Raw genomic sequence first — 21,397 nt, 5'->3', positions numbered from 1 at the left:
ACGAAAGTTCGTACTCAGGGACGTTCGGCGTATCCGGCAAGCCGGAGGACCACGTGCAGGCCGTCGTCGTCGCCCGTCCAGAGGCGGGCCAGCAGCTCCGGTCCGGTACGCCGGATGACTGCGCGGAGGACGACGGCAACGATGATCAGGTCGTCGGCGTACCCCAGCACCGGGATGAAATCCGGTACGAGGTCGATCGGCAGGACCAGGTACGCCAGCAGCACCACGATGAGCACTCGGACCGATCGCGGGACCTCTCGGTCTCTCAACAGGGATCGGAGGAGCCGGAGCAGATCCGGAAGCAGGCGCAGGGCGCTGCGCATGCTCACGGTTTCGGGATTCCTGCGCGCGTAGAGATAAAGGAGCACGAGCGCCACCACGTACACAACAAGGAGCCCCGCCAGGATAGCGACTACAGGTTCCCACGACATGCTGCCAACCCTATGTGCCCCGTGTCTGTTCGAGAGCACGGCCGCCCGTTAGGGTTAGCGGGTGGGGAAATCCGGGGGACATACACCTATCCGTCTGGCTGCAGCGGCCGCTTGGGCCGTTGCAGCGCTCATACTGAGTTCGTGCTCGGCTGTATCCGCCGCGATGGGCGAGGAGTCGAAGGACACTTCCGAGGTCGTGGCGAGCGCACCCGAGCCGACCATGGCGCCGTTGGATCTCGGTCTTGATCCGGAGGACGTCATCCAGGAAGGTGATGGTGACTCCACCACCATGGGAACCATCGGTTGGCCGGACACCGAGCTTCCCGTGGGCGAGTATCTCGTCCACGCCCAGTGCCGGGGCACAGAGGGGCTCACCTTCTCCTACACATCGCAGGCTCGCAGCGAGCGCATGACCGGTTTTGCCTGCGGCGATCCCACCTTTTTCACCGTTTCCGTGGAGGAGCCCGGCTACTTCATCACGTTCAGTGGTGAACCGGCCGTCGGCGTCGAGTACATTTTCGCGGTCACGGCGCCGGAGGCAGCAACCTCCTAGGGCACGCCAACCGCTGTGCGGACATTGCGTCGGACCGGCACCGTGAGCACTGCCAGGCTCGCAATCACAAGCCCGACGCCGATCCACCCTGCCGCCGGCAGCCTTTCACCCACGATGACGACGGCGAGCATCGCCGCGACCACCGGTTCCGCCAGGGACAGTGTGGTTGCCGTGCTTGCCGTGACCCTGGCGAGGCCCAGACCGAAGAGGACGTAGCCGAGGAACATCGGCACCAGCGCCATGTAGGCACCGACAGCGAAGTTGTTCCACGAGGCAAGCAACGGCGCGCCGGTGAGGAAGAGCACCGGCATCAGCAGCACGCCTCCCACGCCGAAGATCGCGCCCATCGCAACCCGGGAGCGCACGCCGCGCCGCATGGTCCGGTGGGCCGCCCAGGAGTACATCGCGTACGTCACGCCGGCGAGCAAACCCAGCAGGACCCCGGCCGTGGTGTCACCTGCTCCCGCCTCCTGCGCCGGCTCCACAAACGAGAGCAGCACTACGCCCACCAGCCCGACGCCGGCACCCACCACCCAGCGCCGGGTCAGCCGGTGCCCGTCAACGACGCGCTCGATAACCGCTGACGCGATGGGCGCCGAGCCGATCGAAATGACGGTACCCACAGCAACACCGGCCAACCGCATGGAGCTGTAGAAGGCAAGCGGGTAGATCGCGACGGCCAGGCCGCCGAGAGCGATAGGAATCCACCGCCGTCGTAATTCGTGGCGGGCGTGGACCAGCGCCGGTCCTGCGAGGGCTGCCTGAAGGAGGCCGCCGATTCCCATTGCCGCCGCGCCGATGGCGAGGGGGCCGACGCCGGGCGCAAAGCTGGCAACGGTGCCGGTTGTTCCCCACAGCACCGCCGCAATGAGGACAAAAACAGCACCGATGCCCGCGCCCGATTGGTGGGTCACAGCTGCTCGCACGGCGTCATGAAACAAGGGTATCGAGGCAGGTCCGTTTGCCCGCTACTGAAGGGGCGCGCCGCCTTGGGGAGGATTTCTAGCGCAGGTGGAATACTTACCGGTAATGACTATTGAAACAAGACATGAACATTTGTTGTGGCGTCGCTTGTTCGGCGTCCCGCTCATCGTCACCGTTTCATGCGGAATCCTGATGGTGGTGACCGCAATCGTCGCGGATCTTCCCATCCGTGACCCTGATGGCTTCCTGGGTCCCAGCTATGTTCGTCTGCCCCTGATTGCGCTCATCTTCTTGGCGGCCGATGTGGTGCCGCGGGTAGCCCTCAAACGCCCAGTCCCCAGGGATGTCCTCGGAATGGTGGTTCGTGTTCTTCGCGAACGCTGGAGCGGACCCCGTATGGCAGTCACGGTGGCGGGGCTGACGGTTTTCTATCTTTCGTACGTCGCCTACCGGAACTTCAAGAGCTTCCTGCCCTTCCTCCAGGAGCGCCGTGAGGACATGCTGTTACTTGCTTCCGACCGTCTGCTGGTGGGCGGTCAGTATCCCGGAGACATACTTCACGAGCTTCTCGGAACGGGCATCAGCGCCACAGTTCTGTCTGCGGTGTACATGTTCTACATGCTATTCGTTCCGCTTTCGCTTGCCGCAGCGCTGATCTGGTTCGACAACCTTTCCCTGGGGGCCTGGTATGTCACCGCGCTCAGCTTCAACTGGCTCCTCGGCGCGGTTAGCTACTACACGCTTCCCTCGCTGGGGCCGATCTATGTGCATCCCGGAACGTTCGCGGACTTGCCCGACACCGCCGTCGCCGGTTTGCAGGAGGGTCTATGGCGTAACCGCGTCGAAGTGCTGGCCGACCCCCATGCCACGCAAGACGTGCACGGGATCGCCGCCTTCGCCTCGCTCCACGTCTCCGTGGTCTTTACGGCGGCACTGGTTGCGCACCTGGCGCGCCTGCCCAAGCTGCTTCGCTGGGCTCTATGGGCCTTTGTTGCCTTGACGTCGGTAGCAACCGTCTACTTCGGATGGCACTATATCGTCGACGTTCCTGCCGGTTTGGTCATCGGAGGACTCTCGGTGTGGTTGGCGGCACTGGCCGTCGGTCGAACCAGGGCCGCTCGGTCACAACTGCCTGATCCCGCGACAGCCCAGGCAGCAGCCCCGCGCCTGGGTTAACCCCGGTCGGTAACGCGAACCTGCCGCACGCAAACGCGCCGGTGATTGTCAGGATCGTGGGGACGTCCCCACGATCCTGCCGGTTACCGGCACTTTTGCGGAGGTGAGTCGGCAGAGGAGTCGGCAGAGGTTAGGAGCGCCGGTCGGCGTCCCAGATCCCCAGCCGCCCGCACATCCCAAAGGCGCGCGGCTCAGGCCGCGGCACGGCACGTACGACGGCGGCGCCGCCCAGGTGCGAAGCGTCGCCTTCCGCGAGGGAGGTCAGCTGCGCGCGGGTCGTCTCGACATCCGCAAGCACCGTGTCCGTCCACAGTTTCGTCCACTCCTCCACACGAGGCTGCACCAGCGCGGCCGCGGCGACGTAGAACGCCTCCAGCGGACCGCGGTCGCCGCTCTCCAGCGCAGCCAGCAGGTCCGCGTAGCCCTCGATTGCCAAATCACGACGACGACGGGCGGCCTCGCCGCGCTCCGCCTCGCTGCCCTCAGGCAACGTGACCGCTGACCGGTACCTGCCGGCGTCGGAAACAATCTCCAGCGGAAACGTCAGCACTGCGTCCCCCGCCTCGGGAAGCCCCGAGTTCTGCATGATCGTCAGGATGTGCAGGTCCCCGGTGTTGATGAGCCGGTGCACCGTGCCCGGGCTGAACCACAGCACCGAGCCGGCACTCAGCGGGTCTCGCGCGTAGCCCTCGGAGGAGAGCGTGTGCACCTCACCTGATCCGCCGATCACCACGTACCCCTCGTTCGACACCGTGTGCAGGTGCGGCGTCCCCCCATGGTGCCCGTCAGCGGTCGCCCACTCGTAGACCCGCAGGTCGCTCATGCCGACCGATCCCGGAAACAGTGGGACGCGCGGCGACTCGCTCACAGGGACGCGCCCTTCGCAATCCGCTCGATGTCGTCGCGCTCGCAGATCCGGTCCACGAAGACGTACCGGTGCTGGAGCCGCAGCGACTCCCCGGGTGCAAGCGTGATCTCCTCGTCGAAAGCGGGGGAGGGGGCCAGCGCCGCGAATGGTTCGCTGCGGACAAACCACTTGAGCGGAACCGCCGACGACGACGTCCCGGCCAGCGCAACGATGGTGGCACCGCCGTCGAGCTCGTCATTCTGCCCGGCGAGGGCGATCCAGGGCGCAGAGGCGCCCATCATCGCTTCGCCATCGGCACCCTCGGGTCCGAGGATCGAGCAGCCGGTCCAGCTGCGCGGACCGCGCCAGAAGAAACCGGTGTACCCGGCGTTGGCGCGGCCGTGCGTGGTGGGGCTGCCAAGATCAAGGGAACGGTCCGACACGTTGGTCAACTCGGTGGTGAAGTCCAGTTGCCAGGACTGCTCCTGCACATCGACGCTGGAGAAGACGGTCTCGCGCTGCTCCGAGAGCCAGCGCTCGCCGGCGGAGTTGCGCCACGTCAGGGCTTCACCCAGCGAGATCCGGTCAGGCGAGGCGGACAGCCCCGGGAAACCGTCGTGCTCAATGGTGCCCAGGTTGTCCCGCCACTGGTAATCGGTCTCCGGAGAGAACGTCGGCCCGCCCCAGAAGTTCTGCCCCGAAACGTGGGACCAGGTCATCTGTAGGCCCTTGTGCCAGCGGTGATCCCACGGGCGGAAGCCGGTGAGCGGCGCACCGCTCAGCGTCCGCAGCGGGTGCAGGTACGGCTTCGGAGCTTCCGAGCGGGTTGCCGGCGGGATGAATACATAAGTCGCCAGGTCAACGGCGCCGCAGGAGATCACCAGCTCACTGTTGGATGGACGGCGAAGCTGCAGTTCAGGCATCGAGTGTCTCCTTCAGCGTTGCGGAAGTACCGTTCATGGACCAGTAGAACGGATTCTCCCGGGTCAGTTCACTCCGCTTGATCCGGCGCCCTTCAAACGCCGACTGGTACAGGCCCGCGATCAGCTCAAGCACCCGGCGTCCGTCATGCCCCGAAGCCGCCGGGCGCTCGCCGCATTCGAGCGAGGACACCAGCTCCTCCAGCTGCACCGCGTGGGAGCTCGCGAGGTTCTGGGTGGGCGCCCAGGCTTCCACCGAGGCAGGCTCAACGTGCGGAGCAGGCGTCCACTTCCAGTGCGAATTGTCATACCCGTACAGGTGCTCGACCTCCACAGTGGCATCGGCGAAGTCGAAGCGCAGATAGCTGGTCTCCCGCGGCGAGAGCACGCTGTTCACCACGGAGACAATGGCGCCGCTCTCGAAGGTGACATGCGCAAAGGAGACGTCTTCGGTCTCAACATCACGGCCCAAGGTAGCCATGGTGGCGTTTATTTCGGTCCAGTCGCCCAGCAGAGACAGCAGCAGGTCCATCTGGTGGATGCCGTGGCCCATGGCCGGTCCGCCGCCTTCCGTCTCCCACCTACCCCGCCACGCGACGTCGTAATAGGCGGTATCCCGGTACCAGAGCGTGTGGCAGATGCCCACCAAGGGTGCCCCGAGGTCGCCCGCCGCAATCTGCGCGCGGAGCGTGCGCGCCGCCGAGCCGAAGCGGTGCTGGAAGACGTAGGAGGCATACGGCCCGTCGGCGCCCTCGTGTTCGAGGATGGCGTCGTACTCGGCCAGCGACAGTGTCGGCGGCTTTTCGCACCAGACCGACGCGCCGGCGTCGAGCGAGCGGATCACCGCGTCAGTGTGGGATCCGGGCGGCGTGCAGACCAGTACGAGGTCCGGCTGCACCTCCTCAAGCATCCCGGCCACGGAGGTGTTGGAGTGCGGCGCGCCCCACTCGGCTGCGACCTCCCGCGCCCGGTCAGCGTCCATATCGACGATTGCCGCGATCTCCACCCGATCACCGAGGACGCGCAGCCCGGGGAGGTGTTGTCCCTGGGCGATGCCTCCGGCTCCAACGACGGCGGTGCGGATGGGTTTGGTGCGAACTGCCACTGCGAATCCTTTGCTAGGTCAGTGCTGTTTCGGTTTGTCGTGCGGGTTCATAACTCTGGCTCTGGGCCGTGCTTCGAACGGCGGCACGGATGTCGGTAAGGGTGGCACCTGCGCCGAGTGCGCCCGCCCCGAGTGCGCCGTCGGCACGCATCTGAACCAGCACGTTGCCAAGGGCGGTGGCCTCCACCGGACCGGCAAGAACGGGCAGCCCGGCGGCGTCCGCGGTGAGCTGGCACAGCAACCGGTTCTGTGACCCACCGCCGACTATGTGTACGACGTCGATCGGCTTACCGCTGAGCTCGGCCGCCTGCGCCAGCGTCCGCGCGTACACCTCTGCGAGGCTGTCCAGGATGCAGCGGACGACGGCGGCGGGAGACTCAAGCGCGGAGCCTGCCGCCTCGCGGATGCGGTTTGGCATGTTGTCGGGGGCGATGAAGTCGTCGGAATCGGCGTCAATGCGTGGGCCGCCGACGGGCAGCGCAGCTGCTTCCGCAAGGACGTTCTCGAGCGTCACCGACGGCCCCCATTTCCGCAGGCACTCGCTCAGCAGCCACAGCCCGCCGCAGTTGCGCAGGTACCGGATGGTGCCGTCGACGCCGCGTTCGTTGGTGAAGTTTGCGGCGCGGCCAGCCTCGGTGAGGATCGGCTCCGGCAGCTCCACGCCCACCAGAGACCAGGTGCCGGAAGAGATGTACGCGAAGTTGGCTACACCCGCGGGCACCGCTGCCACGGCGGATGCTGTGTCGTGGGAACCGACGGCGACGACTTTCGTCTCAGGATCCAGCCCGGTCCGCTCGGCGATGGAGGGCAGCAGCGTGCCCAGGGTTTCGCCCGGTTCCATCAGGGTCGGGAAGATTTTGCGGGGTATCTCAACGGCGTCGAGGAGGTGGCTCGAAAAGTTGCCCGTCGCCGCATCGAGCAGCCCGGTGGTCGAGGCGTTCGTGATCTCGCAGCGGCGTTCGCCCGTGAGCCAAAAGCCAAGCAGATCAGGGATCAGCAGCGCCTGGACGTTCTCAAGGGACGGCTCGGCCGCCAGTTGATAGACCGTATTGAACGGGAGGAACTGCAGGCCAGTCGTCTCGTAGAGCCGCTCGAAGGGGACGGTTTCGTGGACTTTGTCAACCACGCCAGCCGTGCGCGGGTCACGGTAGCTGTGCGGCTGGGAGGTGAGAGCGCCGTCGTCGTTCACTAGGCCGTAGTCCACCGCCCAGGTGTCGACGCCGATGCTGACCACCCGCTCGCCGGCGGCTTTCGCCCGTTCCCCAGCCAGCGTCAGGCCGAGCAGCACCTCCTCGAAGAGGGCGTCGATGTTCCAGCGGAGGGCGCCGTCGAGTTCCTGCACCCCGTTGGGGAAGCGGTGCACAACTTCGAGGGAGGGACCGTCGGCGCCCATCCGGCCGAGAATGACCCGGCCGGATGAGGCGCCGATATCGACGGCTGCGTAGACAGCCGGTTCCGGACTCATCGGCTGGACCTAGCGGAGGAAGGCGGCGGCGACGCCGGCATCGACCGGGACGTGCAGGCCGGTGGTGTGGGACAGCTCGGCGGAGGTGAGCACGACGGCGGCGTTCGCCACGTTCTCGGGCAGCACCTCGCGCTTGAGGAGGGTCCGCTGGGCGTAGTACTCGCCGAGCTTCTCTTCGTCCACCCCGTAGACTGCGGCGCGCTTGGCTCCCCAGCCGCCGGCGAAGATGCCGGAGCCGCGGACCACGCCGTCGGGGTTGATGCCGTTGACGCGGACCCCGTGCTCACCGAGTTCAGCGGCGAGCAGGCGCACCTGGTGGGCCTGGTCGGCTTTGGTGGCCGAGTAGGCGATGTTGTTCGGGCCGGCGAAAACGGAGTTCTTCGAGGAGATGTAGATGATGTCCCCGCCCATTTCCTGGTCGATCAGGACCTTCGCGGCGGCCTTGGAGACAAGGAACGAGCCCTTCGCCATCACGTTGTGCTGCAGATCCCAGTCCTTCTCGGAGGTCTCGAGCAGCGGCTTGGAGATCGAGAGCCCGGCGTTGTTGACCACGAGGTCCAGTCCGCCGAAGGCCAGGACGGCGGCGTCGACCGCTTGCTGGACCTGCTCGGGGGAAGTGACGTCGGCCTGGATGCCGACGGCGACGTCCGGGCCACCGAGTTCCTCGGCGACCTTCTCGGCATTCTCGAGGTTCAGGTCGGCGATGACCACGCACGCACCTTCGGCTGCGAGGCGGGTGGCGATGGCTTTGCCGATGCCCGAGGCGGCGCCGGTCACCAGCGCGATGCGCGTGGCATGGGACTTCGGCTTGGGCATCCGCGCGAGCTTGGCCTCTTCCAGCGCCCAGTACTCGATGCGGAACTTCTCCGACTCATCGATGGGGGCGTAGGTGGAGATCGCCTCAGCACCGCGCATCACGTTGATTGCGTTGATGTAGAACTCACCGGCCACGCGTGCGGTCTGCTTGTTGACCCCGTAGGAGAACATTCCGACGCCGGGAACCAGGACAATCGCCGGGTCCGCTCCGCGCATGGCTGGGGAATCCGCATCCGCGTGGCGCTCATAGTACGCCTGGTAGTCCGAACGGTATTCCTTATGGAGTTCCTTCAGCCGGGCGACAGAATCTTCGATGGAGGCGTCGGCGGGCAGGTCCAAGACCAGTGGCTTGACCTTGGTGCGCAGGAAGTGGTCCGGGCAGGAGGTGCCCAGAGCCGCCAGGCGCGGATGTTCAGCCGCGCTCAAAAAGTCCAGGACGACGTCGTCGTCGGTAAAGTGCCCCACCTGCGCCCGGTCGGTGGAGGCCAGGCCGCGGATCACCGGCGCGAGGGCAGCGGCCTTCGTGCGGCGCTCCTCAGGCGAGAGCGCGGCGTAGCCGTCGAGGGGTTCACCAAAGGGGTTGGAGGCACCGTTCTCGGCGAGGTAGCGCTCGGCGGTTTCGATCATCCACAGCGAGTTGTTCTCGGCCTCGTCGGAGGTTTCGCCCCACGCGGTGATGCCGTGTCCGCCGAGGATGGTGCCGACGGCCTGCGGGTTCTCGGCCTTGATCGAGGCGATGTCCAGGCCGAGCTGGAAGCCCGGGCGTCGCCAGGGCACCCACACCACCCTGTCGCCGAAGATCTTCTCGGTGAGGGCTTCGCCGTCGACCGCTGTGGCGATCGCGATGCCGGAATCCGGGTGGAGGTGGTCAACGTGTGCGGCGTCGACGAGGCCGTGCATGGCGGTGTCGATCGAGGGGGCGGCGCCGCCCTTGCCGTGGAGGGTGTAATCGAACGCGGCGACCATCTCGTCTTCGCGGTCAAGGCCGGGGTAGACGTTGGTGAGTGCGCGGAGCCGGTCGAGGCGAAGTACCGCCAGGCCCTGCTCCTTGAGGGTGCCCAGGTCACCGCCGGAGCCCTTCACCCAGAGCAGCTCAACGTTTTCACCCGTGACGGGGTCGGTGTCGCTGCCCTTCGCCGAGGTGTTGCCGCCGGCGTAGTTCGTGTTGCGCTTATCCGCGCCTAGCCGGTTGGACCGGTTGATGAGGTCCTGAACTGTTTGATTACTCATGCTTACGCGCCCCATCCTGCCTGCTGCCCGCCCTCGCGGTCCGCGTTGATTATTTCCTGGTAGCCGCTGGCTGCGTAGGCAGCCATCGGGTCCGCGGGGAGTCCGCGGGATTCACGCCACGCGGCGAGTGCCGGCCGGACGTCGGTGTAGAAGGCGTCCATGAAGAGTGCGTGCGCGCCGAGGACGTCGCCTGCTTCCTGCGCCTTGGTCAGCGCGGTGCGGTCAACGAGGAGCGCGCGGGCAGTCATTTCCTGGACGTTCAGCACGGAGCGGATCTGGCCGGGGATCTTCTCTTCGAGGTTGTGGCACTGGTCCAGCATGAGGGCCACGTTGCTGGCCGGATCGAGTGCGCCGCCGCGGGCCACCTCGTACATGATGCGGAACAGCTGGAACGGATCCGCTGCGCCGACAATGAGGTCATCATCGGCATAGAAGCGGGAATTGAAGTCGAACGATCCGAGCTTGCCGAGGCGGATCAGCTGCGCCACGATGAACTCGATATTGGTGCCGGGGGCATGGTGGCCGGTGTCGAGGCAGACCATGGCCTTCTCTCCCAGGGCCAGTGTGTGGGCGTAGGAGGTTCCCCAGTCGGGGACGTCCGTATGGTAGAAAGCCGGTTCGAAGAATTTGTACTCAAGGACCATGCGCTGGCCCTCGCCGAGGCGCTCGTAAACCTTTTGCAGGGAGTCATGCAGCCAGTCCTGGCGTGAGCGCATGTCGCCCTGGCCGGGGTAGTTAGTGCCGTCCGCCAGCCAGATCTTCAGGTCCTGGGAGCCGGTGACGTTCATGACGTCAATGCACTCGAACATGTGGTCCAGCGCCTTGTTGCGAACAGCGGCGTCGCTGTGGGTGAGGGAGCCGAACTTGTAAATGTCATCCTGGAACGTGTTGCTGTTGATAGTGCCCAGCGTGATGCCGAGGCCGCGCGCGTACTCGGACAGTTCGCCATAGTTCTCCACCTTGTCCCAAGGGATGTGCAGGGCAACGGAGGGCGCGAGGCCGGTCAGTTCATTGACCTTCGCGGCATCCGCGATCTTCTCCTGCACAGTGCGCGGGGTACCGGGAGTCTGGAACACCTTGAAACGGGTTCCGGAATTGCCGTAGGCCCAGGACGGCACCTCGATAGCGAGGTTCTCCAGGGTTGGCGTTATGCGGCTCAGGTCAACCATTACTTCTCTCCATCTACAGCTGCCGGCTCCAAAGCCCGCGCGCATCGTCGTTGTTTTGCACTGACTTTTCACTGGGCCTGAAAGGGGCGGCGGTGGCGGTCAGGAGGTGAATCGAATATTGAATCGATTCATTAGCACGTTTCAAAGGTATCCTTGGGGATAAGTGGTGTCAAGCATTCTTGTGAAGACTGCACATTTACGGACATCCCTTGCCTCCAGCTGCGTCACTTCCATGAAACGAGGGTCTGCCCGGATGGTCAGTATCAAGGACGTCGCCGACCAGGCGCAGGTTGCCGTCGGCACGGTATCCAACGTGCTCAACAACCCGGACCGCGTGGCTGAAAAGACCCGCGAACGGGTGCTCAGTGTCATTTCCGAGCTTGGTTTCGTGCGCAATGACGCCGCCCGCCAGCTCCGTGCCGGGCTCAGCCGCACCATCGGGCTCATCGTCCTCGACGTGAGCAACCCGTTCTTCTCCTCGCTGGCGCGCGCCGCCGAAGACCGCGCAGCGGAGTCGGACAGCACGGTGCTGCTCGGTGACAGCGGGCACGACGCCGGCCGGGAAAGCCGCTACCTCGATGTCTTCGAGCAGCAGCGCGTCAAAGGAGTCCTGATTTCCCCGGTGGGGAACGTCGATTCCCGGCTCGAGCAGCTGCGTGCACATGGCGTGCCGGTGGTCCTCGTAGACCGGGTGGATCCGCAGCGGCGTGTGAGTTCGGTGTCCGTGGACGATGTCGCCGGCGGCTATATGGCCGTGAAGCACATGCTGACGCGGGGACGGCGGCGCATCGCGTTCATCGGTGCGTCCACCGATATCCAGCAGGTCGCGGACCGTCTGACCGGAGCGCAGCAGGCTGTGGAGGAGTACCCGGATGCCGAGCTCGAGGTTGTGGAAGCTGCTGCGATGACCGTGCTGGCGGGCCGGGCCGCGGGTGAACTCCTTGCGGAGCGCGGCAGGGAAGGCCTGCCGGACGGCATCTTCTGCGCCAACGACCTCCTGGCTATCGGCGTCATGCAGGCTGTACTGCTCATTCGGGGGTTGCGGATTCCCGAGGACCTCGCGCTGATCGGCTATGACGACATCGACTTCGCCCAGTCAGCGGTTGTCCCCCTGTCCACAGTGCGGCGGCCAACGGAGCTGATGGGGCGCACCGCCGTCGAACTCCTGCTTGAGGCGATTGACCGAACCTCGCCCGAGAGCCGCCAGGTAATCTTCCAGCCCGAGCTGGTCAGCCGCGGGAGCACCCTCTAGCCCACCCCGTCCTCTGGGAACTTTTGCGCGGGTTCGGTGGGTTCAACGGCCTGGCAAGTCACCGTAGGTGCGCAAAAGTTCAGTGGGATCGGGCCACTTTCCGATTAGGTTGGGCCACTCGATAGGTCGCGGTGGTAGCATCGCCGTGAAACGATTCACTTCCGCTCGACGAGGAGAACCATGGAACGCGTCTGCTTCCAGCTGCAGGTGAAGCCCGATCGCATCGAGGAGTACAAGGAGCGCCATGCGGCTGTCTGGCCGGACATGCTCCGCGCCCTCAAGGACACCGGCTGGAACAACTACTCGCTTTTCCTTCGGCCCGACGGACTGCTGATCGGCTATGTGGAGTCGGAGGACTTCGCGGCCGCCCAGCGCGCCATGGCCGAGATTGACGTCAACGCCCGCTGGCAGGCCGAGATGGGCGAGTTCTTCGTGCAGCTCGACGGTCGACCGGACGAAGGGTTCGTCCAGATCGAAGAGGTCTTTCACCTCGAGGACCAACTCAAGGGCCACGTCGGCCATCAGCAGCCCGCAAAGTAGCCGGTAAATGGCAGGCTCGCCGGGAAGACCCCACGAACGTGCCACGCACCGGCGATCCTGGCTCGGAAGGAGCTTTCAATGACCCGCACTCTTCGCGCCGCCATCCTCGGCACCGGCGCCGTGGCGCATCTCCATGCCGAGGCGCTCGCCGCAATCGCCGGCGTCACCGCGGTTGCCTCGGCGGACCCCAGTGAGGAGCGGGTCCACGACTTCAACGCCCGCCACGGCATCGCAGTCGGGTACGGCACGCTGGAGGAGTTGCTGGCCAGGGAGGCTATCGACGTCGTGCATATCTGCACTCCGCCGGCCGGACATGCGGAACAGACAAAGGCAGCGTTCGACGTCGGTGCTCACGTGATTGCCGAAAAGCCTCCTGCGCTTTCCCTCGCCGAAGTGGACGCCATGCAGTCGGCGGCCGTTGTCGCCGACCGGCAGCTCGCCGTCGTCTTCCAGCAGCGCACCGGCACGGCGGCGACTCATGTCCGCAACCTGCTGCAATCGGGTGATCTCGGGAGGCCGCTGACCGCCGTCTGCCATACACACTGGTACCGCGGATCCGAGTACTACGACGTCCCGTGGCGCGGAACGTGGGAGTCGGAGGGCGGCGGCACCACGCTGAGCCACGGCATCCATCAGATCGACCTGCTGTCCTACCTGCTCGGCGAGTGGGGGTCGGCGTCCGGCCAACTGTTCCGGCTCGACCGGGAGGTCGAAACCGAGGACACCTCCTGCGGCGTCGTCGTCTTCGAGAGCGGCGCGGTCGCGTCGGTCATGACCACCGTGCTCGCGCCGCGCGAATCGAGCCTGATCCGCATCGATACCGAACACGCAACCATCGAGCTCGAGCACCTCTACGGCCACAACCACGCAAGCTGGAAACTGACTCCTGCCCGCCACATCAGCGCTGAGCGTGCGGCGTCGTGGGCGATGCCGTCGAACGAGGTGCCGAGCGGGCACGATGCGCTCCTGTCCGAGGTCTACGCATCTTTGCTGACAGGAGCCGACGTGCCGCCGGTCGCGGCCGATCCTGCACGTGCGATCGAAATCGTTGCCGCTCTCTACGCGTCCGCCGGGCGCGGTACGCCCGTGGCGCGAGCGGAAATCGCCGCTCCTGATTTCCGCGGCAGCATGCGCTCTCCCGTAACGGATCTGCGTCCCGGGCGGTGAGTGCGCCGCTGCTCGCTGACCCGCTCGGCGGGCCGACTGACCCCGCCGTCATTCGCAACGAACAGACCAAGCTGTGGTGGATGTTCTACACCCAGCGGCGCCCCGCCGATCAGGGCCCGGGCGTTGAGTGGGTGCACGGCAGTCGGATCGGTGTGGCAGTGTCCGACGACGGCGCACGCTGGCTTCACCGCGGTGTGGTCGACGGTCTCGATCCGGCAGGGGAGCACGGCCCGAACACTCACTGGGCACCGGAAGTGGTGTGGGACGGCACTCGATACTCCATGTACCTCACCTGGATCCGGGGTATGCCCTCGACATGGGCCGGGCATGAGCGTCGCATCGCGTATCTGGTCAGCGATGACCTTGAGTCCTGGGAGCACCGTGGATTCCTGGAACTGAGTTCGGACTACGTGATCGATGCCGCCGTGGCCCGAACCCCCGACGGGCTGCAGCGGCTCTGGTACAAGGACGAGGCGGACGGCTCCACCACCTGGGCTGCGGTGAGTGCCGACGGGCACAGCTGGACCGTCGAAGGGCAGGTCATCGGCGGTGCGCCCCATGAGGGGCCGAACGTCTTCGAGCTGGGCGGGTTCTTCTGGATGATCGTGGACGAGTGGCGCGGTCAGCGCGTCTACCGGTCCGCTGATGGCGTTTCCTGGTCGGCGCAGGGTTTGATCCTTGACGTGCCGGGTACGCATCCGGAGGACCGGCAGGTGGGCAGGCATGCCGACGTCGTCGTTTGCGGTGAGGAAGCCGTTGCCTTCTACTTCACGCACCCCGAATGGGGCGGAAGCAACGACGTCGAAGGGCAGGCGGGCGCGCTGCGTCGGTCGGAGGTGCACCGGGCGAGGCTGTGGGTAGAGACCGGCGTGCTGCGGTGTGACCGCGATGCACCGGTGGGCGTGCTGAGCTGACAGCTTGTGAAAGAAAATATGCGGAATAAGTAGCGTCAGGGGGTAGCTTTCCCGCGCTCCAGGCAGTTTACTGGGCAATAAGTTGTCCGAATCAACAATCTCGTTGGCCGCTCAAATGCGGGCTGGATTGTCTACTTCGGCAGCTGATCCTGGTGCCCACGCCCGATCTCGGTGACTTAGGGCACAGCCACAACAAAGGAGCGCAATGAAGCGATACACCAGTAAGGCAGCCCTTGGCGTGCTTGGAGCGGCACTCGTCGTTCCCGCCCTGGCGACGGCTCCAGCCCAGGCCGAGCCCACGTCGGTGCAGGCCGAGGTGACCGAGGATTACGACGTTCTCGTTGTCGGGAAGACCACCGGCTTCCGCCACAGCAGCATCGATGAGGCGACAACGGCGATCATGGCACTCGGTCAGGCGAACGGCTTCAGTGTCGACGTCTGGGATCCGCCAACGTCGCCGAGGAACCAGGGGCAGCCGGACCGCACACTGCCCAGCACACCGTTCACCAGCGCATCGGACCTCGCGAAGTACGAGACTGTCGTCTTCGTATCCACCGTTGACGGCACCAATAGCCTCAACCCTGCGACACCGACGCTGCTCGACGAGGGTGAACTGGAGGCGTTCCAGGGTTACATCCGTTCCGGCGGCGGCTTCGCCGGCGTCCATGCGGCGACGGATTCGATGCACACGGTTCCCTGGTACAGCGAACTGACCGGCGGCAGCGCCCGGTTTGTCAGCCATCCTGCCCAGCAGACCGCGGTCCAGGTAGTGGAGGACGGCACTCATCCTTCGACAGAGCACCTGTCAGGAACCTGGACGCGCTTTGACGAGTGGTACAACTTCACTCAGAGCCCCCGCGATGCCGTCCGCGTCCTCACAAACCTTGACGAAACCTCGTACAACCCCGGCGGTAACGCGATGGGTGCCGATCACCCGCTGTCCTGGTGCCACAACTTCGAGTCCGCCCGCTCCTGGTACACCGGTGGAGGTCACACGGAGGCGTCGTACGTAGATCCGGTCTTCCTTGAGCACCTGCTGGGCGGAATTGCGTGGTCGGCCGGTGCCGTGAGCGGCGGCGGTGATTGTGTCACCTGGAATGAGGTCGAATCGACGACGGCGGATCTGCTCGCTGAAGGTGCTATCTCATCGAAGGCTGCCACCCAGGTCGGCAAGCAGCTGGACAAGGCTCGGGTGCTCGCGGAGGCCGGTTCGCATGCCGATTCTGCAGACAAGCTCAACGCCGCCGCGGCCCAGGTTCAGGCGCACGTTAACCGGGGCTCAGGCGCGTACAGCCTGCTGCTCGGCAAGGTGCAGGATCTGCAGGTCTGGCAGGGCGGGCTGGAGTAAGCAGGGCGTCCGCCGCACTGGCTGCTGCATCAGGCGCCAGTGCGGCGGCATGGCCGACCTGTGATTTCACGCACGGGTGCACTGATTCCGCAGCAGAGCCGCCGCAATCGGCCTTGGCCGCGCGTGTTCCGTTCAACCCCTGAAGGTCATCGATCCGCTTGAAGAGTTCGCCACGCCCCTCCCGCACAACGCGGGTCCTTGCCGTAGCTGCCGCATTCCTGATAGCCGTGGCGGTTGCGTTCACCATTGGGCTTACCGTTGGGGGTGACGGCCCTCCCGAGGCCGGTTCTTCCGAGGCGGGCTCGATTGATGCCGGTCCGCCCGAGGCCGGTCCGCCAGAGGCCGGTTCGATTGAGGCGGTTGCTGCGGAACTGGCGAAGGGCCAGGCTCAGGACAGGGCCGAACTGAACTCGAACCTGGCGGCGGCCGCCGAATTGGCTCACGGTCGTGTGGGGCAGGCCCTGCAGGAGTTGTCCTCTGCTGTATCGGAAAACGTTGTATCGGCCGGCGCAGGTGAGGCCGAAGCGTGGAAGCGCGAGCTGGCGGTTGCGATCTCCGCGCTGGAGAGCGTCGAGGATGGCACCAGCGAGCAAACGGTTGTTCGGGAGGCCTTCATCGGTGCGGCTCACTTGCTTCAGTCGGCGGCTGACGACCACGAGTACCTCGTGAATGGGCCGGCAGGCGAGCGTGAAGCCCGAGCCGCAACCGTCATCGAGCGACGCGACGCGGCGGTTCGTCTGTGGCAGTCCGGGGCAGCGCAACTGGACACCCTCACCGTTGGGTCGGGTGAGGGGCATGTACACCTCTTCCTCACGCCGGACGGAAATCCCGATGCTGTCCCGCTGGAATTCCAGGAGCCCGGAACCGGGGAGTGACGGCTGCTTCGTGCGGTGACTCGGCTTTGGCCCGAGCTTTTCCGGCGAACCTGTAGCCGCGCCGAGCAACCCGGACGCGGCGTCGAGCAACCCGGACACCGCGCCGAGCAACCCGGACACTGCGTCCGGCTGTGGTCCGAGCTTTCCGGCAAACCTGCAGCTGCGCCGAGCAACCCGGACGTTGCGTCGAGCAACCCGGACACCGCGCCGAGCAACCCGGACGCGGCGTCGAGCAACCCGGACACGATAGGGACCAAGCCGGAGAACGGTGAGGGAAATGCTGCTCACCTTGGTCTAGTTTGCTCCCCGAGCGCCGATTCCCGCGCCAAGGTTTCCCGCCCGCTGAAGGTTCGCGCCGACCGCCCGCCCAAAGTCCGCGCCGGAAGAGCGCCCCGCGGAGTCCGCAGCCACAATCACATCAACCTTGGGAAAACCTTGACCCGCCCACTGCACTTCGCCTAGCGTAGAGAAAGCGCTTTCCGTTGAAAGGATTCAAAGATGAACCCGCGCCTTCGCGTCATCCCCGTACCCGCAACGCTCGCACTCAGTGCAGCCCTGATCGCCGGAGGTGGTGGCGTTCCGGCCGCTGCAGCTCCGGCCCCCGATGCCCAGGTAGGCATCCAGCTCGAACACCTCGACCGCGGCCTCGTTGCGGCCGCAACCTCCGAGGGAACCTTCCTCAGCTGGCGCCTCCTCGCCACGGAAGTTACCGGCTCGAACGAGACCGGTCAGACGGGCGCCGACTTCGCCGTCTACCGCAACGGCGAGAAGATCGCTACTGTCACCGACAGCACCAACTACCTCGACCCCGACGCGACGGAAGGTGCCACCTACTCGGTTGCCGCCGTCGTCGACGGTGTGGAACTGCAGCGCAGCGCAGAAGTGAATCCCTGGTCTCAGGGGTACACCGATATTCCGCTGCAGAAACCGGCCGACGGCGTGACCCCCGCCGGTGAGAGCTACGCCTACCGGGCCAATGACATGAGCATTGGTGATGTCGACGGCGATGGTTCCCTGGAATACATCGTCAAGTGGGACCCAACCAACCAGAAGGACGTTTCCCAGGTTGGCTACACCGGTAACACCTACATCGACACGTACACGATGGACGGCACGCTGCTGAATCGCATCGACCTCGGCGTCAACATCCGCTCCGGCGCTCACTACACACAGTTCATGGTCTACGATTTCGACGGCGACGGCCGCTCCGAGATGATGATGAAGACGGCGCCAGGCACCAAGATCTTCACTTACGACGACGCCGGTAACGTCACTGACGAGCGCTACATCACCATGCCGACCGACGACATCGCCGCTGGTTACAGCAACGAGGATGACTACAGGAAGAGCGCGGCTGACTATTACGAGCACGTCGTGGACATGTTCGCAGGCTGGCAGGAACACCCCGAGGTGGTTGCCGGAAATTGGCCCGCTACGCTCGAGGGAGCCTTCGGCATCGAGCCGCGCTATGAGTACCCGCTCTCGGACGCCGATGCTCGTTCCATGGCTGATTACTTCATGGACGTCTACGCGCCAAGTCGCAGCGAACGCAATAAGCTTCGTGAGTTCGAAGGCTTCATTCTGGACGGGCCTGAGTACCTCACGGTATTCGACGGTGCCACCGGCGAAGAGCTCCAGACCGTAGATTATGAGCCCGCACGGGGCGATGACGGCCTGATGTGGGGCGATTACGCCATGAGCCGCATCGAGCCGGGTAACCGTGTAGACCGATTCCTGGCGGGCGTCGCCTACCTTGATGGCCAGCGTCCGTCGGCGGTCTTTGCCCGTGGCTACTACTCGCGATCCACGATTGCCGCCTACAACTGGGACGGCAAGAACCTGTCGCAGTCATGGTTCGTCGACAGCGGTTACATCGAGATGCCGAATCCCTTCAATGCCGTCGCCCATGATTTGAATGGCACCGACCCTGAATTCGGCTCGCTTACAACCCAGGGCTTCCACTCACTCAGCGCGGCCGACGTGGATGGTGACGGGAAGCAGGAGATCGTCTATGGTGCAGCCACCATCGACGATGATGGATCGCTCCTCTACAGTTCCTTCGACACCCTTCCGGAGGGCAGCAAGGCGCCAGGTACTGAGGCGAAGCTGGGCCACGGCGACGCGATGCACGTTACCGACATCGATCCGAACCGCAGCGGGCTGGAAATCTGGACATCTCACGAGGGTGGACGCGGCGCTCCGTATGGTTCTGTTCTCCGTGATGCAGCGAACGGTGAAACGATATTTGGGTCCTATTCCGGTCGCGATACCGGCCGCAGCATGATCGGCGACGTGCGCGCAGATGTCGAGGGTATCGAGGCCTGGGCGAGCATGCCCGGCGGCACCGACGGATCCGGCCTTCTGAACTCAACAGGAGAAGCGCTGGATTCCCGCACACCGGGCACCAACATGAGCATCAAGTGGGCAGCAGACCTGACCACGCAGCTCGTCAATCGTTCCAACGACGAAACCCCCACCATCGACGACTGGACCCGCGGCCGACTGCTCACGGCGGAAGGAACTCTCACCAACAACAGCACCAAGGGTAATCCCGGCCTGGTTGCCGATGCCTTCGGTGATTGGCGGGAAGAACTGTTCGTTCGCACGGCGGATAGTTCCGCAATCCGCGTCTACCTCAGCACCGAGGTCACCGGGCACAAGCTCACGACGCTGCTGCACGACCCGCAGTACCGGGCCGAGGTCGCGCGCCAGAACACCGCGTACAACCAGCCGTCTTACACGAGCTACTACCTGGCCTCGGACATGGACTTCGCGAACGTTCCGGTGCCAAACGCCTGGACTCCTGGGCTCATCGGTTACTTGACGGCGACACTTGAGTCGTTCGTTGCCAGCGGCGATGTTGCCGGACCTGTTGCGAAGCAGCTGGAGACCTCACTGGCCCAGGCACAGCAGGCGGTCGAGCAGGGCGACGCCGCAAAGGTCGGCAAGGCAATGGACCGGTTCGTCAAGGCGTTGAACCAGGGCAAGAAGCCCGACGTGGTCTCTGATTCGGCCCGCGCCGTGCTCGAAAATGGCGTACAGACCGTTCTCGGAATGGTCCGGTAGGTCGCAAGCAGTACCCGGAACTTTCGGACAGATAAGGCGGGTTCAGCGCAGCTGAACCCGCCTTATCTGTGCAAAAGTTCGGGTGCCATGTGCTCTCGCAGGGCCGGTGCAGGTCATCCGGCGGCGCGCCGTCTTGACCGTGTTCCAGCAACACACTATCTACTGGCGTTACAGCGGCGAGAGTTATCCGCCCTGGCGCTGCGAGGTCTACACACGCGCTGGAAGGTGATGCGTAGTCGACATGCACCTGAAGATTCGCAGTGTGAAGGTCTCACGTGGATAGGACGAGGAATATATGCAGTCAATGATTCCCGACTATGTCTCCGAGGTACTCAGAGACGTGGAGGCGGATACCTCAGGAATGCTGGCGAGCTATATCCCTGAACTCGCCACAGCGGATCCCGACCGGCTCGGAGCGGTCCTCGCCACTGTTGACGGTGAGGTCTATGGCGCCGGTGACATCGATACCGAGTTCACCATTCAGTCAATCTCCAAGCCATTCACGTATGCATTGGCATTGTCGGATCGTGGATTCGGCCCCGTTCTCGCCAGAGTCGGTGTCGAGCCATCAGGGGAGGCATTCAACGAAATTTCGCTGGAAAGCGACACAGGGCGCCCTCGTAACCCCATGATCAATGCCGGTGCGATCACCGCCCATTCGTTGGCCGGAGCGGAGGATTTGAAGTCTGCTGAACGCGTGGAGCACGTGGTCAAAGGTCTTTCGTCGTTCGCTGGTCGTCAGCTGAGGGTGGACGAGTCGGCGTGTGCGTCGGAGATGGAGCACGCGCATCGGAACCTGGCCATCGCGTACATGCTCCGCAGTCACAATATTCTCGCGGAAGACCCGAGAGCCGTCGTCGAAGGCTATCTCCGCCAGTGTTCCGTGCTCGTCACGGCGCGCGACCTGGCCATGATGGCTGCGACGTTGGCCAACCGCGGAGTGAATCCATTGACAGGGGAGAAGGTGATACACGAACCGGTGGCACGTCAGGTGCTGACCGTCATGGCCACCTGCGGAATGTATGACGCGGCCGGCGATTGGGCGACCCAGGTGGGCATTCCGGCGAAGAGCGGCGTAGCTGGCGGACTGATCGGTGCGTTGCCCGGCCAGATCGGTATTGCCACATTCTCCCCTCGACTGGACTCCCACGGGAACAGTGTGCGCGGGGTTTCTCTGTTCGAACGGTTCTCCTCAGATATGGGCCTGCATGTGATGGAGGTTCCACCTGCGGCGCGCGCTGTCGTGCGATCGAATCACGTCGTCGCTGATGGGCTGAACGCGATCCGGGTCCTGCAACTACAGGGTGGGATCCGCTTTGCCGGCGCCGAACGGATCGTTCGCGAGATCGCGGACAGCGCGTCGTCGGAACCGCGGGTGGTTTTGGATGTCTCGATGGTCTATTCGATTGACGATGTGGCACGGCGAATGCTGCTGGAGGCCGCGCGCCGGCTCACGCTGGACGGACATGAGGTCTACCTCATCGACCCGGAATCGATCATCCCCAACCCCAACCCCGGTGAGGGTGGCCGGCTAGCCGTCGTCTGCGGCTTCGAGCAGCTCGTAAGAGGGACGCTGGACCCATAACGGAGCAATCCGGA

18 protein-coding genes are annotated in these 21,397 nt (G+C 64.9%); 10 read left to right on the top strand and 8 right to left on the bottom strand.

Annotated features, from left to right (window positions below):
- Positions 1-14 precede the first annotated feature (14 nt).
- Positions 15-431, bottom strand: coding sequence for a YkvA family protein (locus JOD47_RS06415; RefSeq protein WP_204533027.1), 417 nt, complete (start codon positions 429-431; stop codon positions 15-17).
- Between the two features lie 196 nt (positions 432-627).
- Here JOD47_RS06415 and JOD47_RS06410 point away from each other — a divergent pair, with 196 nt between their 5' ends.
- Positions 628-984 (top strand): hypothetical protein, encoded by a 357-nt coding sequence (locus JOD47_RS06410; protein WP_204533025.1) that lies wholly within the window; start codon positions 628-630, stop codon positions 982-984.
- On the opposite strand, the gene JOD47_RS06405 is transcribed toward JOD47_RS06410, so the two are convergent.
- A complete protein-coding gene (locus JOD47_RS06405) occupies positions 981-1,898 on the bottom strand; it encodes a DMT family transporter (RefSeq protein WP_307836214.1) in 918 nt (305 codons plus the stop codon). The two genes, JOD47_RS06410 and JOD47_RS06405, sit on opposite strands and share 4 nt — an antisense overlap.
- 115 nt (positions 1,899-2,013) lie before the next feature.
- Here JOD47_RS06405 and JOD47_RS06400 point away from each other — a divergent pair, with 115 nt between their 5' ends.
- Entirely contained in the window at positions 2,014-3,084 is a 1,071-nt protein-coding gene (locus tag JOD47_RS06400; RefSeq protein ID WP_204533023.1) for a phosphatase PAP2 family protein, read from the top strand.
- A gap of 130 nt (positions 3,085-3,214) precedes the next feature.
- On the opposite strand, the gene JOD47_RS06395 is transcribed toward JOD47_RS06400, so the two are convergent.
- The 6 genes from JOD47_RS06395 to rhaI are packed head-to-tail and all read right to left on the bottom strand — an operon-like array spanning position 3,215 to position 10,636.
- Positions 3,215-3,907, bottom strand: a complete 693-nt coding sequence (locus JOD47_RS06395; RefSeq protein ID WP_204533021.1) for a cupin domain-containing protein — start codon at positions 3,905-3,907, stop codon at positions 3,215-3,217.
- Between the two features lie 41 nt (positions 3,908-3,948).
- The gene (locus tag JOD47_RS06390) at positions 3,949-4,854 is read right to left on the bottom strand and encodes a DUF6807 domain-containing protein (RefSeq protein WP_204533019.1); all 906 of its coding nucleotides are present in this window, start codon (positions 4,852-4,854) and stop codon (positions 3,949-3,951) included.
- The gene (locus JOD47_RS06385; protein WP_204533017.1) at positions 4,847-5,956 is read right to left on the bottom strand and encodes a Gfo/Idh/MocA family protein; all 1,110 of its coding nucleotides are present in this window, start codon (positions 5,954-5,956) and stop codon (positions 4,847-4,849) included. The genes JOD47_RS06390 and JOD47_RS06385 overlap by 8 nt, the downstream gene beginning before the upstream one ends.
- A 13-nt stretch (positions 5,957-5,969) precedes the next feature.
- Positions 5,970-7,421 (bottom strand): rhamnulokinase, encoded by a 1,452-nt coding sequence (locus tag JOD47_RS06380; RefSeq protein WP_204533015.1) that lies wholly within the window; start codon positions 7,419-7,421, stop codon positions 5,970-5,972.
- A gap of 9 nt (positions 7,422-7,430) precedes the next feature.
- Positions 7,431-9,467, bottom strand: coding sequence for a bifunctional aldolase/short-chain dehydrogenase (locus JOD47_RS06375; protein ID WP_204533013.1), 2,037 nt, complete (start codon positions 9,465-9,467; stop codon positions 7,431-7,433).
- A 2-nt stretch (positions 9,468-9,469) separates the two neighbouring features.
- Positions 9,470-10,636, bottom strand: a complete 1,167-nt coding sequence (gene rhaI / locus JOD47_RS06370) for an L-rhamnose isomerase (protein ID WP_204533011.1) — start codon at positions 10,634-10,636, stop codon at positions 9,470-9,472.
- A gap of 253 nt (positions 10,637-10,889) precedes the next feature.
- On the opposite strand from rhaI, the gene JOD47_RS06365 reads away from it, so the two are divergent.
- The 8 genes from JOD47_RS06365 to JOD47_RS06330 all read left to right on the top strand — a co-directional run bounded on the left by JOD47_RS06365 (position 10,890) and on the right by JOD47_RS06330 (position 21,383).
- Positions 10,890-11,888 carry a LacI family DNA-binding transcriptional regulator gene (locus JOD47_RS06365; RefSeq protein WP_204533009.1) on the top strand — a complete coding sequence of 333 codons (999 nt, stop codon included), beginning with the start codon at positions 10,890-10,892 and terminating at the stop codon, positions 11,886-11,888.
- A gap of 180 nt (positions 11,889-12,068) precedes the next feature.
- Positions 12,069-12,428 (top strand): L-rhamnose mutarotase, encoded by a 360-nt coding sequence (locus JOD47_RS06360; RefSeq protein WP_204533007.1) that lies wholly within the window; start codon positions 12,069-12,071, stop codon positions 12,426-12,428.
- Between the two features lie 78 nt (positions 12,429-12,506).
- Positions 12,507-13,595 (top strand): Gfo/Idh/MocA family protein, encoded by a 1,089-nt coding sequence (locus tag JOD47_RS06355; RefSeq protein ID WP_204533006.1) that lies wholly within the window; start codon positions 12,507-12,509, stop codon positions 13,593-13,595.
- A complete protein-coding gene (locus JOD47_RS06350; RefSeq protein WP_204533005.1) occupies positions 13,592-14,509 on the top strand; it encodes a glycoside hydrolase family protein in 918 nt (305 codons plus the stop codon). The genes JOD47_RS06355 and JOD47_RS06350 overlap by 4 nt, the downstream gene beginning before the upstream one ends.
- Before the next feature lie 205 nt (positions 14,510-14,714).
- Positions 14,715-15,857, top strand: coding sequence for a ThuA domain-containing protein (locus JOD47_RS06345; RefSeq protein WP_204533004.1), 1,143 nt, complete (start codon positions 14,715-14,717; stop codon positions 15,855-15,857).
- Between the two features lie 158 nt (positions 15,858-16,015).
- On the top strand, positions 16,016-16,732 hold the full coding sequence (locus JOD47_RS06340) for a hypothetical protein (RefSeq protein ID WP_204533003.1): 717 nt from the start codon (positions 16,016-16,018) through the stop codon (positions 16,730-16,732).
- 498 nt (positions 16,733-17,230) lie between these two features.
- Positions 17,231-19,798 carry a rhamnogalacturonan lyase gene (locus JOD47_RS06335; protein WP_204533002.1) on the top strand — a complete coding sequence of 856 codons (2,568 nt, stop codon included), beginning with the start codon at positions 17,231-17,233 and terminating at the stop codon, positions 19,796-19,798.
- A 295-nt stretch (positions 19,799-20,093) separates the two neighbouring features.
- Positions 20,094-21,383 carry a glutaminase gene (locus JOD47_RS06330; RefSeq protein WP_204533001.1) on the top strand — a complete coding sequence of 430 codons (1,290 nt, stop codon included), beginning with the start codon at positions 20,094-20,096 and terminating at the stop codon, positions 21,381-21,383.
- Positions 21,384-21,397 lie beyond the last annotated feature (14 nt).

It is taken from the genome of Arthrobacter tumbae (assembly GCF_016907495.1).
Lineage (GTDB): Bacteria > Actinomycetota > Actinomycetes > Actinomycetales > Micrococcaceae > Arthrobacter_D > Arthrobacter_D tumbae.
The sequence above is the reverse complement of the archived record's forward strand: the minus strand, read 5'-3'. Positions and strand labels throughout refer to the sequence as shown.